Below are 14408 nucleotides of genomic sequence, written 5' to 3' on the forward strand. Positions count from 1 at the left end.
ACGCCCGGCCTAGACGAGACAGGCCGAGACGTCGATGCGCGCCCTGGACACGCGCTGTCTTTCTGAAGATCGGATGACTTGAAGAGACTCGAACGATGCCGGGCGGAACCCCGTCGAGCGTCGGCGCTCGCGACATCCGCTCATCGCAGGACGGACGAACATGACGGCGACCCGCGGTGTCCCGCGAGGACGCCGGCTCGCGCCGCCTGTCATTCACTCGCGCAGCAGCGAAGGAGGCTTCCTCGTGATGGTTAGAGCTCGTTCTGGAGACCCGCGCACGGGCGAGATCGGGGCGTGGATCCTCGGCGTCCTGATGGGTCTATCGTCAACCACCGGCTGCTGGCCCGAGGGACGCGAGCCTCCGTGCTCGGGGTGCGCGAGGCCCGGACCGTCTTCGTCGCTCGGGGACGGCGGGGCTTCGTCGCTCGGGGACGGCGGCTCATCGTCGCTCGGCAGCGGCGGCTCATCGTCGCTCGGGGGCGGCGGGTCCTCGTCGCCGGTCACGCCCGGGAGCGGTAACTCGCCGCCGTCGGATCCGCCGGACGACGGCGCGACGCCCACGCCAGCCACTCCGCCGCCATCCCTCGGCTCGCTCCGAGGCGTCGCCGTCCCGGAGCCGCGCGAGCTGTCCCGGTACGTCAAGAGCAGGGAGACGGCCGTAGCCCTCGGAAAGGCGCTGTTCTGGGACATGCAGGTCGGCAGCGACGGCGTGGCGTGCGCGACGTGCCACTTCCACGCCGGCGTCGACCACCGCAAGAGAAACCAGATCAACCCGGGTATCAACAACCAGGATCCCGAGCGGCGCGCGCGGTTCGAAGCCACGAGGTCGGACGGGAAGGGCGGACCGAACTACGCGCTCGTGGCAAGCGACTGGACTTTCCGCCGCGACTTCCCCGCGGATGCCGACGACGTCATCTCTTCGCAGGGGGTGTTCCACGCTCGATTCAACGGCATCGTGCCCGGGAGCGAGAAGGACGACTGCACGCTGCTGCCGGACGTCTTCCAGGTGCAAGGGGTGAACGTGCGGCGCGTCGAGCCGCGACAGACGCCCACCGTCATCAACGCGGTGTTCAACTTCCGCAACTTCTGGGACGGACGCGCGAGCAACCATTTCAACGGAGTGAACCCGTTCGGCAGGCGAGATCCTGACGCCGCCGTCCACGCCATGCGCGACGGCATCCTGGTCCGCGAGAGGGTCGACCTGGAGAACTCGAGCCTCGCATCTCAGGCCGTAGGCCCGCCGATCAACCCCTTCGAGATGTCGTGTGAGGGGAGGACGTACGTTGACGTCGCCGCGAAGCTCTTGCCGCGCAGGCCGCTCGCCGGCCAGATCGTGGACCCCACGGACAGCATCCTCGGCGAGCTCCGCGATTCGAGCGGAAAAGGGCTCGCTCCGTCCTATGGGGAGCTCGTCCAAGAGGCCTTCGTGGACGCGTACTGGCGGTCGGATCAGCGCGTCGGCGATCGGTCGCTCGTGGAAGCGAACTTCTCGCTCTTCTGGGGCCTCGCCATCCAGCTCTACGAGGCCACGCTCGTGTCCGACAACAGCCGGTTCGATCGCTTTGCCGACGGGGACAGCGCCGCCCTGAGCGACGAGGAGCGCGCGGGGCTCGCGATCTTCCAGGGCAAAGGCAGGTGCATCAACTGCCACCATGGTCCCGAGTTCACCAGCGCCGCCACCCGCCTGCAGCGCGAGGAGCAGGTGGGCGGTTTGATCTCGCGGATGCCGGTCGGGGACGGCGGCGCCGCGCTCTACGACAGGGGCTACTACAACATTGGCGTCCGGCCGACCGAGGAGGACATCGGCGTCGGAGGGGTCGACCCCTTCGGCCATCCGTTCTCGTTCGCGCGGCAAGGGAAGCAGCTCGCCGGGGGCGAGGGCGCCCCGGACGTATTCGGCATCGACCCGGCGTCGTTCGAGGTCGAACCAGGGGTGCCGATCGCGCGGCTCGAGCGCGATGCGGTCGATGGCGCCTTCAAGGTCCCGACGCTCCGGAACATCGAGCTGACGGGCCCCTATTTCCACAACGGAGGCGCGCTGACGCTGCGGCAAGTCGTCGAATTTTACAACCGTGGCGGCGGACGGCGAGAACGGGAGGGCGGCGACACCACCGGGTTTGGGCCCAACGGGACGAACCTGGCTCCGAACATTCAGCCGCTCGGGCTGACGGAAGATGAGAAGAAGGCGCTCGTGGCGTTCCTGGCGACGCTCACGGACGAGCGGGTCCGGTTCGAGGAGGCGCCGTTCGATCACCCGCAGCTGTTCGTCGTCGACGGTCACTTCTGGAACGAATGGACCGTGGTGGATGACGGCACGGGGCGTGCTCGCGAGAAGATCAAGGAGGTCCCGGCGGTCGGCGCCGCAGGGCGCAGGCCGAAGGACCTCCCTGGGCTTGCGCCTTTCAACCCGCTCTGAGCGCCCCGGCGGCGATCCCGGCGATCCCAACCTGGGTCGGGTCGCCCGGTCGGCGGCGATCCCAACCTGGGGCGATCTCAACCTGAGTCGGGTCGCCCCCGCCCCCTCAACCTGGGTCGGGTCGCCCAACCTGGGTCGGGTCGCCCCCAACCCGGGTTGGGTTGCTGCGGCCTGCGGCCGCAACCTGGGTGGAGTCGCCGGTTCCGCTTAACCTGGGTCGGGTCGCCTCAACCTGGGTCGGGTCCGCTGGTTCCGCTCAACCTGGGTCGGGTCCGCTGGGTCGGGTCCGCTCCAACCCGGGTTGGGTCCGCTCCGCTCAACCTGGGTCGGCTCCCCCTGCTCAACCTGGGTCGGATCGCCTGTCGGATCGCCTCAACCTTGCTCAACCTGGGTCGGGTCGCCTCAACCTCGGTCGGCTCCCCCTGCCTTCCTCCGGAGCGCCGCGAGCCTCGACGGCCGCACCAGCAGCCCGCCCACCGTCTGATCCGCGACGAGCTCCGCGATCTGCTCCGGCCCGTAGCCCAGCGCCGCCGGATCGCTGGCCGCGAGCGGATGCACGCGCGCTCCTCCCTCGGGACGGCACCAGTTCTGCACGCTCTCGTCCTGCGCCAGCACCGTCAGCGCGCACAGGTAGGCGTCCACCTCGCGGAACCTCCCCTCCCCTATCCCGCGCCCCACCATCGCGGCCACGGCCTCGGTCAGCGCGCGCCGCTCGGCCCAGTACGTCGCGAACGCCGCCGGATCCCGCTCGCTGAACCGGTGGATCTCCGTGATCTCCAGCGGAAACCCGCACACCGTCTGCACGTCGAAGCGCACGAAGCGCCATAGCTGCACGTCCGCCGTCTCGCCGGTCTCCTCGAGGCTCCGCGCGTACGACAGCGGCAGCCGGTTCACCTGCTGCAGGATCTCCGCGACGATCAGCTCCTTGCGCCGGAACCAGTAGTACAGCGACGACTGCCGGAGCCCCGCCGCCTGCGCGACCTCCAGCATCGATACCTCGGCCACCCCCCGCTCGGCGAACAGCCGGCCCGCCACCTGCAGAATCTGCTCCCGCGGCGCGAGATCGCTCCGCTGCGGCGCCTTGCGTGGCCGGCCCATGCGGCGCGGGCTCCCCTCGGCCTTCTGCTCGCCTCCGGCGTTCCGCCCCCCTTCCGCCGGCTGCCTTCCTTCGGCGCTGTGCCTGCCGTCGGTCTTCGGAGGAGGAGCCATCTCTGTCTTCATCGTCATCGTCCGAGGTGGCCATCACGCAGCCGCGCGATCGCCGTCGCGCCCTCATGCCGCCTCGCCCTCCCGCGCGTCAATCGGCTCCTCGCTCGCCCCTCTGCGCCATCCGCTCTTCATCACCCAATCCACCACCCACACCGCCACCAAGAAAATTCACCACTTCCGGGAAAAAGCGCTCGCGCCCTGCATTTTACCCTCACGAAACAGCCTGGAAACCCTGGCCCCGGATAGTCGACCCGTAGTTTCGATTGTCTATCGAAAGTGAGGCGGGCAATGTCTGAAACGGCCACAACGTACGCCGCGCGCGAGCACGCGCGCGCCCAGGAAGGCAGCGTCGTCGAGACGCAACCCACCGTGCCGAGCACGTCGATCGGCGATCCGCCGACGGGCGTCGAAGCGCGCGACGTCCTCTGGGAGGAGACCCTCGGCGCCGACGGTTACGCGGCGCGCACGCTCCCCGTCGGCAGCCGGCTCCGGCTCGTCGACCTCGAGGGCGACACCTGCGTCGCCCTCGTGCTCCACCGCGCGGACCGCTCCATCGAGCGGCTCTGCCTCCCCGATACCGTGAAGCTCCAGTGGCAGGCCTATCCCGGCCCGGGCTACCTGCTCCTCTCGGACATGGGGCGCGTCCTCGCCTCCCTCCTCGAGGACACCGCGGGCCGCCACGACACCTTCTGTGGCACCTCGCTCCCGGCCGAGATCGAGTCCCGCCATGGCAGCGACGCCCACGGCGGCGTCCTCCGCTCCGGCCGCGAGCGGCTCCTCCTCGCCCTCGCCAAGCACGGCCTCGCCGAGCGGGACCTGCCCACGGCCATCAACCTCTTCAAGGGCGTCCGCATCGAGGCCGACGGCGCCATCACCTTCCTGCCCGACTCCTCCCGGCCGGGCGCCCACGTGCTGCTCCGCGCCGAGCAGGACGTCCTCGTCAGCATCGCCGTCGTGCCCCACCGCCTCGACCCGCGCCCGACCTACCGCGCCGGCAAGGTCCGCCTGACCGCCTGGCGTGGCCGCCCCGCCGCCGACGACGACCCCGTCCGCAACGCCACCCCCGAGGCGCGCCGCGCCTTCGAGAACACCGCCGAGGAGCTCGCGCTCGGCCTCCGGGCAGGAGGCGCGCGATGAGCCACGCCGCCAGCCCCGGGAAGCCGGTCGCCGCCCTGCGCGACCCCGCCCTCGCCGGCCTGTCCGGCGCCCTCGTCTCCGACGAGATCGTCCCGGCGCGCGCGCCGTGGGCCAAGATCGTCCGCGCCGGCGAGATCCTCCGCGTCATCGACCTCGAGGGCAACCAGGCCGTCGACTTCCTCGCCTACGTCCTCGCCGACACCGCCGAGCGCTACAGCGCCGCCGACACGATCGCCGCCCAGCGCAACATCTTCCTCACCACCGGCGCGCAGCTCCGCTCCAACCGCGGCCGCGTGATGATGACCGTCACCGACGACACCTGCGGGCGCCACGACACCTCGGGCGGCGCCTGCTCGTGCGAGTCGAACACCGTCCGCTACGGCCACCACACCAAGCACCAGCACGCCTGCGTCGAGAACTTCCTCCTCGCCGCCGCGCCCTACGGCCTCGGAAAGCGCGACCTCGTCGGCAACATCAACTGGTTCATGAACGTGCCCGTCGAGGCCGACGGCACCCTCGGCATCGTCGACGGCCTCTCCGCGCCCGGCAAACATGTCGATCTCCGGGCCGAGCTCGATCTGCTGCTGCTCGTCTCGAACTGCCCGCAGATCAACAACCCCTGCAACGCGTTCAACCCGACGCCGATCCGCGCGGTGGTGGTGCGGCCATGAGCGCCATGGCCCCGCCCTTCCGCCGCGTCCTCGTCGCCAACCGCGGCGAGATCGCGTGCCGGATCCTCCGCACCCTGAAGCGCCTCGGCGTCGCGTCGGTCGCCGTGTTCTCCGACGCCGACCGCGCCGCCCTCCACGTGCGGCTCGCCGACCAGGCCGTCCGCCTCGGCGGCCAGACCCCCGCCGAGAGCTACCTCCGCGTCGACGCCGTGCTCGACGCCGCCCGCCGCGCCGGCGCCGACGCGATCCACCCAGGTTACGGTTTCCTGAGCGAATCCGACGACTTCGCGCGCGCCGTCGAGGACGCGGGCATCGTCTTCATCGGTCCGACGCCGGGCCAGATGGCGGCCTTCGGGAGCAAGCACCGGGCGCGGGAGATCGCCGTCGAGGCGGGCGTGCCGCTCCTGCCGGGCACCGGCGTGCTCCGGGACGCGGACCACGCCGCCGCCGAGGCCGCGGCCATCGGCTACCCCGTGCTGCTCAAGGCGAGCGCCGGGGGCGGCGGCATCGGCATGGCCCGCTGCGACGGGCCGGCGGAGCTCCCGGCCGCGTTCGAGCGGGTCCAGCGCCTCGCCCGCTCGAACTTCGGCTCGGGCGAGGTGTTCCTCGAGCGCTTCCTCGCCGCGCCCCGGCACGTCGAGGTCCAGATCGCCGGCGACGGCCGCGGGAACGTGCTCGTCCTCGGCGATCGCGACTGCTCGGTCCAGCGCCGCAACCAGAAGGTCCTCGAGGAGGCGCCCGCGCCCGACCTGCCGCCGCGGCTGCGCTCCGCCCTCGCGGAGTCGGCCCGCGCCCTCGCCGCGAAGGTCGCCTACCGCAACGTGGGTACGGTCGAGTTCCTCGTCGATCCCGCCCGCGCCGAGCACTACTTCCTCGAGGTCAACACGCGCCTCCAGGTCGAGCACGGCGTGACCGAGCTCTGCGCCGGCGTCGACCTCGTGGAGTGGATGCTGCGCATCGCCGCTGGCGACACCGCGTTCTTCGCCGGCGGCGACCCGGCGCTCCGCGGCCACGCGATCGAGGCCCGCCTCTATGCCGAGGACCCGGCGCGGGGCTTCCTGCCGAGCGCGGGCCTGCTCACCGAGGTTCGCTATCCCGAGGGCGGGGGCGTGCGGGTCGACGGGTGGGTCGAGACCGGCACCGAGGTCTCCGCGCTCTACGATCCGCTGCTCGCCAAGCTCCTCGTGCACGGCGCGGACCGGGCCGCGGCCGTCGCGGCGCTGCGCGGCGCCGTCGAGGAGACCCGGATCGGCGGGATCGAGACCAACCGCGAGTGGGTCGCGGTCGCGCTCGATCACCCCGATTTCCGCGGGGTCCGGCACCACACGGGCACGTTCGCGTCGCTGCCGTTCCGCCCGCCGACGATCGAGGTGACGGCCTCGCCGGGCGCGGTGACCGTGCAGGACTGGCCCGGGCGCCTCGGCCTGTGGTCGGTCGGCGTCCCGCCGAGCGGGCCGATGGACGACCTGTCGTTCCGGCTCGGCAACCGCGTCGTGGGCAACCTCGGTGGCGCCGCGGGGCTCGAGTGCGAGGTGCACGGGCCCACGCTGGTCTTCCACCGGCGCGCCGTCGTCTGCGCCGCGGGCGCCGCGATGCGCGTGCTCGTCAACGGCACCGAGGTTGCGCCGTGGACGCCGGTCGAGGTCGCGCCGGGCGCCACCGTGGCCTGCGGGCCGGTGCGGGGGCCGGGCGCGCGCGCCTACCTGCTCGTCCGCGGCGGCATCGACGTGCCGGCGCACCTCGGCAGCCGCGCCACGTTCACCCTCGGCGGCTTCGGCGGCCACGCCGGCAGGCCGCTCCGCCCCGGCGACGTGCTGCGCCTCGGCGAGGAGGTCGACCCCTCCCTCGACCCCGGCGCGCTGCCGCCCGAGGCCCGGCCGGAGATCGGCAGGTCCTGGGAGCTCGCCGTGCTCGACGGGCCGCACGGAGCGCCGGACTTCCTCACGCGCGACGGGATCGAGCAATTCTACGAGGCCGAGTGGGAAGTCCACTACCACTCGGCCCGCACCGGCGTCCGCCTCGTCGGGCCCGCGCCGAAATGGGCGCGCACTGACGGCGGCGAGGCCGGGCTGCACCCCTCGAATCTCCACGACAACGCCTACGGGATCGGCGCTGTCGACCTCACCGGCGACATGCCCGTCATCCTCGGCCCCGACGGCCCGAGCCTGGGCGGGTTCGTGTGTCCGCTCACGGTCGCCGCGGCTGAGCGGTGGAAGCTCGGCCAGCTGAGCGCCGGGGACAAGGTCCGGTTCCGGTCGATCGTGCCCGCGGAGGCCGACGCGCTGGCGCAGCGGAGCGACGCCCTCGTGGCCCTGCGCGACGGAGCCACGAAGGAGGCGCCCGCGCCGCTCGCGGCCGGGGCGAACGGCGCAACCCCGGTCGCGGCGACGAACGGCGCAACCCCGGTCGCGGCGAGGGCTGCGCTGGCGCCCGCGCCGCTCGCGGCGGCCGCGACGCCGACCGCGCCGAGAAGGCCGCGCGGCGAGCCCGTGCTGGGGCGCGTGCCGGCGCGCGACGACCGCCCCGCGGTGGTCTTCCGCCAGAGCGGCGACCGCTACGTGCTCGTCGAGTTCGGCCCGCCGGTGCTCGACATCGACCTGCGCGTGCGCGCGCACCTGCTCATGGAGCGGCTCGAGGAGCTCCGCCTACCCGGCGTCGTCGACCTGACACCCGGGATCCGCTCCCTCCAGGTGCACGTCGACGGCGCGCGCCTCACCGTGGCCAAGGCCCTCGACCTGCTCCGCGAGGTCGAGGCCGACCTGCCCGCCCAGGCCGAGGTCCGGATCCCGAGCCGCGTCGTCCACATGCCCCTCAGCTGGGACGACCCGGCGACGCGCGAGGCGATCGAGCGCTACATGCGCGCGGTCCGCGACGACGCGCCCTGGTGCCCGAGCAACCTGGAGTTCATCCGCCGGGTCAACGGGCTGCCGGACATCGCGGCGGTCCAGGAGATCTTCCTCGCGGCGAGCTACCTCGTGCTCGGCCTGGGCGACGTGTACCTCGGCGCGCCGGTCGCGACGCCGCTCGATCCGCGCCACCGGATGGTCACCACCAAGTACAACCCGGCGCGCACGTGGACGCCCGAGAACGCCGTCGGCATCGGCGGCGCGTACCTGTGCATCTACGGCATGGAGGGGCCGGGCGGGTACCAGTTCCTCGGCCGCACGGTGCCGGTCTGGAGCCGCCACCGGCCGTTCCGGCAGACGACGCGCGAGCGGCCCTGGCTCCTGCGCTTCTTCGACCAGCTCCGCTTCCACCTCGTGTCGGCGGAGGAGCTGCTCGAGCTCCGCGCCGACATGGTGGCCGGGCGCGGCGAGGTGCGCATCGAGGAGACCACGTTCGACCTGGGCGAGCACCACCGCTTCCTTGCCGAGAACGCCGGGCCCATCCGCGCGGCGCAGGCGCGGCAGCGGGCGGCGTTCGACGCCGAGCGCGCCCGCTGGGAGGCGGACGGCGAGTTCGACCGCGTGCGCCGCGCGGGCGCCCGGATCGAGGGCGCGCCGGCCGCCGCCGACGACGCCATCCCCGCCGGGGTGCTGCCGGTGACGGCGCCGCTCACCGCGTGCGTGTGGAAGGTCGACGTGGCCGAAGGGCAGCGCGTCGAGGCGGGCCAGCGCTTGGCCGTGCTCGAGGCGATGAAGATGGAGTTCCCCGTGGTGGCCGACGTGGCCGGAGCCGTCGGCTGGATCGGCTGCCGCCCGGGCCAGATGGTCAGCGCGGGCCAGCCGCTCGTGGGGGTGTCGGCCGATGCGTGACCCCATCTCGACCGCCGCGCCGGCGTCGGCGCTCGTCGCGGAGGACCGCGGCGACGCCGAGGACCTCGCCCGCCTCGGCTACCGCCAGGAGCTCCGGAGGGACCTGGGCAGCCTGTCCGCCTTCGCCGCGGGCTTCTCGTACGTCTCGATCCTCACGACGGTCTTCCAGCTCTTCGTGATCGGGTACGCCTTCGGCGGGACCCGGTTCTTCTGGACGTGGCCGGTCGTCTTCCTCGGCCAGCTCGCCGTCGCCCTCAACCTCGCCGAGATGGGCTCGCGCTACCCCGTGGCCGGCTCGGTGTACCCGTGGGGGCGCCGCGTCTGGGGCGGCGCGCCGGGGTGGCTCGCGGGCTGGCTGAAGCTCGTCGGCGACGTCGTGAGCGTCGCCGCGGCGGCCATCGCGCTGCAGGCGATCTTGCCGAGCGTTTGGAGCGGGTTCCAGCTCCTTGGAGGCGACCCGTCGCTCACCTCGCGCGACGGCGCCGCGAACGCCGTGCTGCTCGGCGCGGGGCTCATCGTGCTGACGACGGCGATCAACATGGCCGGGGTGAAGGTGATGGCCTGGGTCAACGACGTCGGCGTGATGGCGGAGCTCGGCGGCGTCGCGCTGCTGCTCGTGGCGCTCTTCCTGAGCGCGGTGCGCGGCCCGGGCGTGGTGCTGGAGCCCATCTACGGGCCGCCGTCGTCGCTGGGCACGGGGGCGGCGGGCCTGCTCGCGGCCGCGCTGATGCCGGCGTACGTGCTGTACGGCTTCGACTCGGCCGGCTCGCTGGCCGAGGAGACCCAGAACCCCCGGAGGATCGTGCCAAGGGCGATCCTGAAGGCCGTCGTGGCCTCCGGGGTTGGCGGCGCGCTGCTCCTCGTCGCGGCGCTGATGGCCGCGCCGAGCCTGACCGACGGCCGCCTCGCCACGGAGGGCCTCGCCTACGTGGTCGTCGGCGCGCTCGGCCCGGCGCTGGGCAAGGTCTTCCTCGTCGACGTTGCGCTGGCCGTGTGCGTCTGCACGCTGGCGATCCAGACCGGCGCCTCGCGCCTCGCCTTCTCGATGGCGCGGGACGGCGCGCTGCCGTGCGCGCCGGCGCTGTCGCGCGTCTCGCCGCGCACGAAGACGCCCGTCGCCCCGGCGATCGTGGTCGGCGCGCTCGCGTGCGGCATGCTCGTCGTGAACTACGGCGAGGCGCAGCTGTTCGTGCTCATCACGGAGACGGCCGTGCTGCTCGTGAACCTCTCGTACCTCGTCGTGACGGCGGGGATGCTCCTCCGCCGGCTGCGCGGGTGGCCGGGCCTCGCCGGGGCGCCGGCCGGGGTGTTCTCCCTCGGCCGGGCCGGGCTCGCGCTGAACGCCGCGGCCGTGGCCTGGGGGGTCGCGCTCATCGCGAACATCGCCTGGCCGCGACCCGACGGCGCCGAGACGACGTGGATGGAGTACTTCCCGGTGCTCGGGGTCGCCGCCACGCTCGTGGTCGGGCTCGGGGTGTTCGTCGCGACGCAGCGGCCGGGAGGAGAGCGGGTTGCCATCGGCCAGCCCGGGGAGCGCTCCGCCTCGCTGACCTCCTGAGGTGGGCTGCTCCGGCGGCGAGCTCGAGCGGACCTGAGCGGAGGCCGCCGGAAGCGCCGAAAGGGGCGTGCGCCGGGCGCCCCGTTCACGAGAGCGCGACGCGGATCAGTCCTCACGGTGACGAGCCGCGCCCCCGAGGGGCGCTCGCGGACGAAGAGAGACGGAATCCAGGCGAGCGCAATCCAATCCACAGTTGCATAGGGGAGCTCGGGCCAGGGGCGCCCGCGATCAGGGAGCGGGCGTGACGCTGAGCGCGCCCTTGGCGCTGAGGGACGCCTTGTAGCTCCCGGGCGCAGGATAGGTGATGTGAAACACGGCGCTATTGGGCGAGAGGGTCTTCGTCTGGCCCGACGCCAGCGCGCCGCCCTCCGGCTCCCAGAACTGCGTGCACGCATCCGACTGCCCGGCCGTGTGCGTCTGGACGAGCACGCAGGCGTCTCCACCGCTCTGGTTCGCGATCGCCTGGCTGACCTGGTACGTGAGCTCGAGGGCCTCGCCGACCGCCGCGAGCTCGGTCGCCGCATTCCATGAGGTCACGCCGGTCGCACCGCACTTCAAGTACCAGTGGCTGGGCGCGTCGGCGCAGGCTGGGACCGGCGCGGCCGTCGTGCCGCGGGTCACCTTGACCTTCGCCTCGGACGGCGAGACCCCGAGCAACGAGATGGCCAGGTTCGCGTCGCGATCCACGAACGTATGACCCCAGGGGAGCGCCTCGCGCGAGGCGTCTGCCTGAAGATGAGCGAAGTCGATGATCGGCCACGAGGGCGTCATGTTGACGATGCCCGTCGGGCTCCCCTCCAGCGGGCCTCGGTGCACGAGGATCCCGCGAGCGACCGGCGCGTTTGCCGTGAACCCGTCGACCCTATCGGGGGTGGACTGACGATATTGGTCGAAGCCGATCGGCTGACGATATTCGACCTGGTACGTCTCGTCCCCGCCGGGGATGGGGATGACGAGCCGCTGCACGCCCGTCGAGATGACCTCGATCGGCTTGACGCTGACGATGGAGGTCCCGCTCGCGCTCACGGTCGCCGTGTTCTCCGGATCGAACCAGCCGAACAGCGCCTTCTCCGGAGCACTGTAGTGCATGTACCCCCCACCCACCGGGCTGAACGAGTCTCCCATATCCTGGACGCAGCTCGTGTTCCCCGCGTTGAGCTGGCCGGGGTTGGCGCACCAAGGCAGATTGGGCTGCGCGCAGCTCGTGCTCATCGGCGCCCAGTTGCCAGCGCTGTCGGCGCAATTCAGCACATTGGCGTGGCCCAGGCCCATGCTGTGCCCCAGCTCGTGCGCATACGTGCCAGCGTTGGTGGGACTGGGAAACCACGTGTAGGGGCCCGAGGAATAAGCTCCGGCACAGCTCGACGGAAACCCGTTGAAAAAGTGCATCGTGTTATCGTAGTCGGCCTCCACGTAGCCCCCGAGGTTCGCGGCCGCTTCCCTGCCCAGCTCCATGTGCAGGCCGAGATCGCAGATCGTGGGCATCTCCGCGTTGATCGTGTACCAGCCGTAATAGTCCCCGTCGGGGTTGATCTGGCCGGTCAGGTTCATCTTCCCGTAGGAGGCTTCAGTAAAGAAGTTGTTGGCCGAATCCGGGTTGTTGAAGAGGCGGTCCCGCACGTCATTGATGGTGTAGGTCGGAGCCGGGCTGTTCTTGAATCGAATGAAGATCGCCGCGACCTTGAAGCCGCCGACGATAGCCGGCTGCTGGACGGAGGAGATCGACTCGACCTCCTCCGCCTCACCCTCCTCCGTCGCAGCGCCGCAGGCGGAGAGCGCGAGGCAGAGAACAAGAAACCCGCTGCGATGGGTGGACAAAACGTTGCGCATTGTGCCTCTGTGATGTCGGAAAAAGCGCGTGACAACAGCGGACGCGAGCGTGTCTGGAATCACGGACTCCAGACCTCGAACCCACGCGCAGGCTCGGGGCTCACGACGTGACGATCCGCCAGGCCGCCTTCGAAGGGAGCGGGCCCGGGGGAAAGTCCAGTCGCTTCGGAGACGTCAAGCCCCAGCCGCGGGACCTGCGTGGGCCAGGTTCATTGCACCCTCTCCTGCTCACTGGATGCGGCCAGGCCCGGTCGCCCTTCATCAAATCGTAACGTCTTCATCGATTCCGGGACGAATCCGCCGCACAAGGGGCACCGCAGCTCCGTCCCGAACCGCTATCATGGAAAATTTTCGTGACATCGATTTTTTTGCCGCGCCCATCGTCTCCCACCTGGCAGCCGAGATCCTGGTCGACGAGCCCGATCTGATCGCCGCCGAGGTGGTCCGGGCGATCTACCGGAGGTCCACGCGCAGCTTCATCGGCGCCCACCCGGTGTTCAAGCTCAGCATCCAGAAACCCTCCTGGTATGGCCTGGGGGCACGCTCCGGCGAGGACGACGAGGGCGTCGGCGGTGAACCCGACACCGGCGGCGCGAGGGGGCCACGAGCTGGATCGACCGGGCGCTCCCGAGCCTGGAACCTGGGAGGCCTATCTGACGAGGTGATCGTCTCGGGGCGGGGTCGGCCGCCTCAGCTCTGCGATCGGTGCGGGACGATGTCGTTGGCGATGATCTCGCCGAACGGCCCCGTGAGGTTCGGGCGGATGCCCGCGGCCTTCCGCTCGACGGGGAGCCGCGGGAAGAGCAGCTCGGCGACCCGATAGGCCTCTTCGAGGTGCGGGTACCCCGACAGGATGAACGTCTCGATCCCGAGCTCCGCGTACTCCTTCATGCGGCGCGCGACCGTCTCCGCGTCGCCCACGAGCGCCGTCCCGGCGCCGCCGCGCACGAGGCCGACGCCGGCCCAGAGGTTCGGGCTCACCTCGAGGGCGTCGCGCCGCCCCTTGTGCAGCGCCGCCATGCGCCGTTGCCCCTCGGAGTCGAGGCGCCCGAAGGCCTGCTGCGCCGCTGCGATGGTGCTGTCGTCGAGGTGCCGGATCAGGTCGTTCGCGGCGGCCCACGCCGCCTCGGCCGTCTCGCGGACGATGACGTGCAGGCGGATCCCGAAGCGCACCGTGCGCTGCTCCGCGGCCGCGCGGCGGCGCACGTCCGCGATCTTCTCGGCCACGGCGGCCGGAGGCTCTCCCCAGGTCAGATAAACGTCGACGTGGCGCGCCGCGAGCGCGTGCGCCGCGGGCGACGACCCCCCGAAGTAGAGCGGCGGGTGCGGCGCCTGGAGCGGCGGAAAGAGGATCTTCGCGCCCTTCACGCGCAGGTGCTGCCCCGTGAAGTCGACCGTCTCGCCGGCCATGACGCGCCGCCAGATGCCAAGGAACTCGTCGGTGACGATGTAGCGCTCGTCGTGCTTCAGGAAGACGCCGTCCCCCTCGGACTCCGCAGGATCGCCGCCGGTCACGACGTTGACGAGCAAGCGGCCGTCCGACAGGCGATCGACCGTGGACGCCATGCGGGCGGCCCACGTGGGCGAGACGACGCCCGGCCGCACGGCGACGAGGAAGCGAAGCCGCTGCGTCGGCGGGATCATGGCCGACGCGACCGCCCAGGCGTCCTCGCACGACCGCCCGGTGGGGACCAGCACGCCGCGATAGCCGAGGTCGTCGGCGGCCTGCGCGATCTGACGAAGATAAGGGAGCGTGACGGGGCGCGCGCCCTCGGCGGTGCCAAGGTAGCGGCCGTCCCCGTGCGTCGGGAGAAACCAGAAGACGTTCATCG

Annotated in this window: 8 protein-coding genes; 5 read left to right on the top strand and 3 right to left on the bottom strand. The window is 71.8% G+C overall.

Annotated features, from left to right (window positions below; all coding sequences use genetic code 11):
• Positions 1-247: 247 nt before the first annotated feature.
• Positions 248-2416 (top strand): cytochrome-c peroxidase, encoded by a 2169-nt coding sequence (locus WMF39_RS26875; RefSeq protein ID WP_437748033.1) that lies wholly within the window; start codon positions 248-250, stop codon positions 2414-2416.
• Positions 2417-2818: 402 nt separating this feature from the next.
• Here WMF39_RS26875 and WMF39_RS26880 read toward each other — a convergent pair whose 3' ends face one another.
• The gene (locus WMF39_RS26880; protein WP_437739338.1) at positions 2819-3643 is read right to left on the bottom strand and encodes a TetR/AcrR family transcriptional regulator; all 825 of its coding nucleotides are present in this window, start codon (positions 3641-3643) and stop codon (positions 2819-2821) included.
• 270 nt (positions 3644-3913) lie between these two features.
• On the opposite strand from WMF39_RS26880, the gene WMF39_RS26885 reads away from it, so the two are divergent.
• The 4 genes from WMF39_RS26885 to WMF39_RS26900 are packed head-to-tail and all read left to right on the top strand — an operon-like array spanning position 3914 to position 10746.
• Positions 3914-4762, top strand: a complete 849-nt coding sequence (locus tag WMF39_RS26885) for an urea amidolyase associated protein UAAP1 (protein WP_437739339.1) — start codon at positions 3914-3916, stop codon at positions 4760-4762.
• Positions 4759-5433, top strand: coding sequence for an urea amidolyase associated protein UAAP2 (locus tag WMF39_RS26890; protein ID WP_437739340.1), 675 nt, complete (start codon positions 4759-4761; stop codon positions 5431-5433). The genes WMF39_RS26885 and WMF39_RS26890 overlap by 4 nt, the downstream gene beginning before the upstream one ends.
• The gene (gene uca, locus WMF39_RS26895) at positions 5430-9188 is read left to right on the top strand and encodes an urea carboxylase (protein WP_437739341.1); all 3759 of its coding nucleotides are present in this window, start codon (positions 5430-5432) and stop codon (positions 9186-9188) included. Before WMF39_RS26890 ends, uca begins: the two co-directional genes overlap by 4 nt.
• Positions 9181-10746, top strand: a complete 1566-nt coding sequence (locus tag WMF39_RS26900; protein ID WP_437739342.1) for an APC family permease — start codon at positions 9181-9183, stop codon at positions 10744-10746. The genes uca and WMF39_RS26900 overlap by 8 nt, the downstream gene beginning before the upstream one ends.
• A 228-nt stretch (positions 10747-10974) precedes the next feature.
• Here the strand turns inward: WMF39_RS26900 and WMF39_RS26905 are convergent, their stop codons facing one another.
• Both WMF39_RS26905 and ssuD read right to left on the bottom strand, forming a co-directional pair.
• A complete protein-coding gene (locus tag WMF39_RS26905) occupies positions 10975-12576 on the bottom strand; it encodes a hypothetical protein (protein WP_437739343.1) in 1602 nt (533 codons plus the stop codon).
• 690 nt (positions 12577-13266) lie between these two features.
• On the bottom strand, positions 13267-14406 hold the full coding sequence (gene ssuD / locus WMF39_RS26910) for an FMNH2-dependent alkanesulfonate monooxygenase (RefSeq protein WP_437739344.1): 1140 nt from the start codon (positions 14404-14406) through the stop codon (positions 13267-13269).
• Positions 14407-14408 lie beyond the last annotated feature (2 nt).

The organism is Sorangium sp. So ce1504 (assembly GCF_051521635.1).
In the GTDB taxonomy this organism is placed as follows: domain Bacteria; phylum Myxococcota_A; class Polyangia; order Polyangiales; family Polyangiaceae; genus Sorangium; species Sorangium cellulosum_B.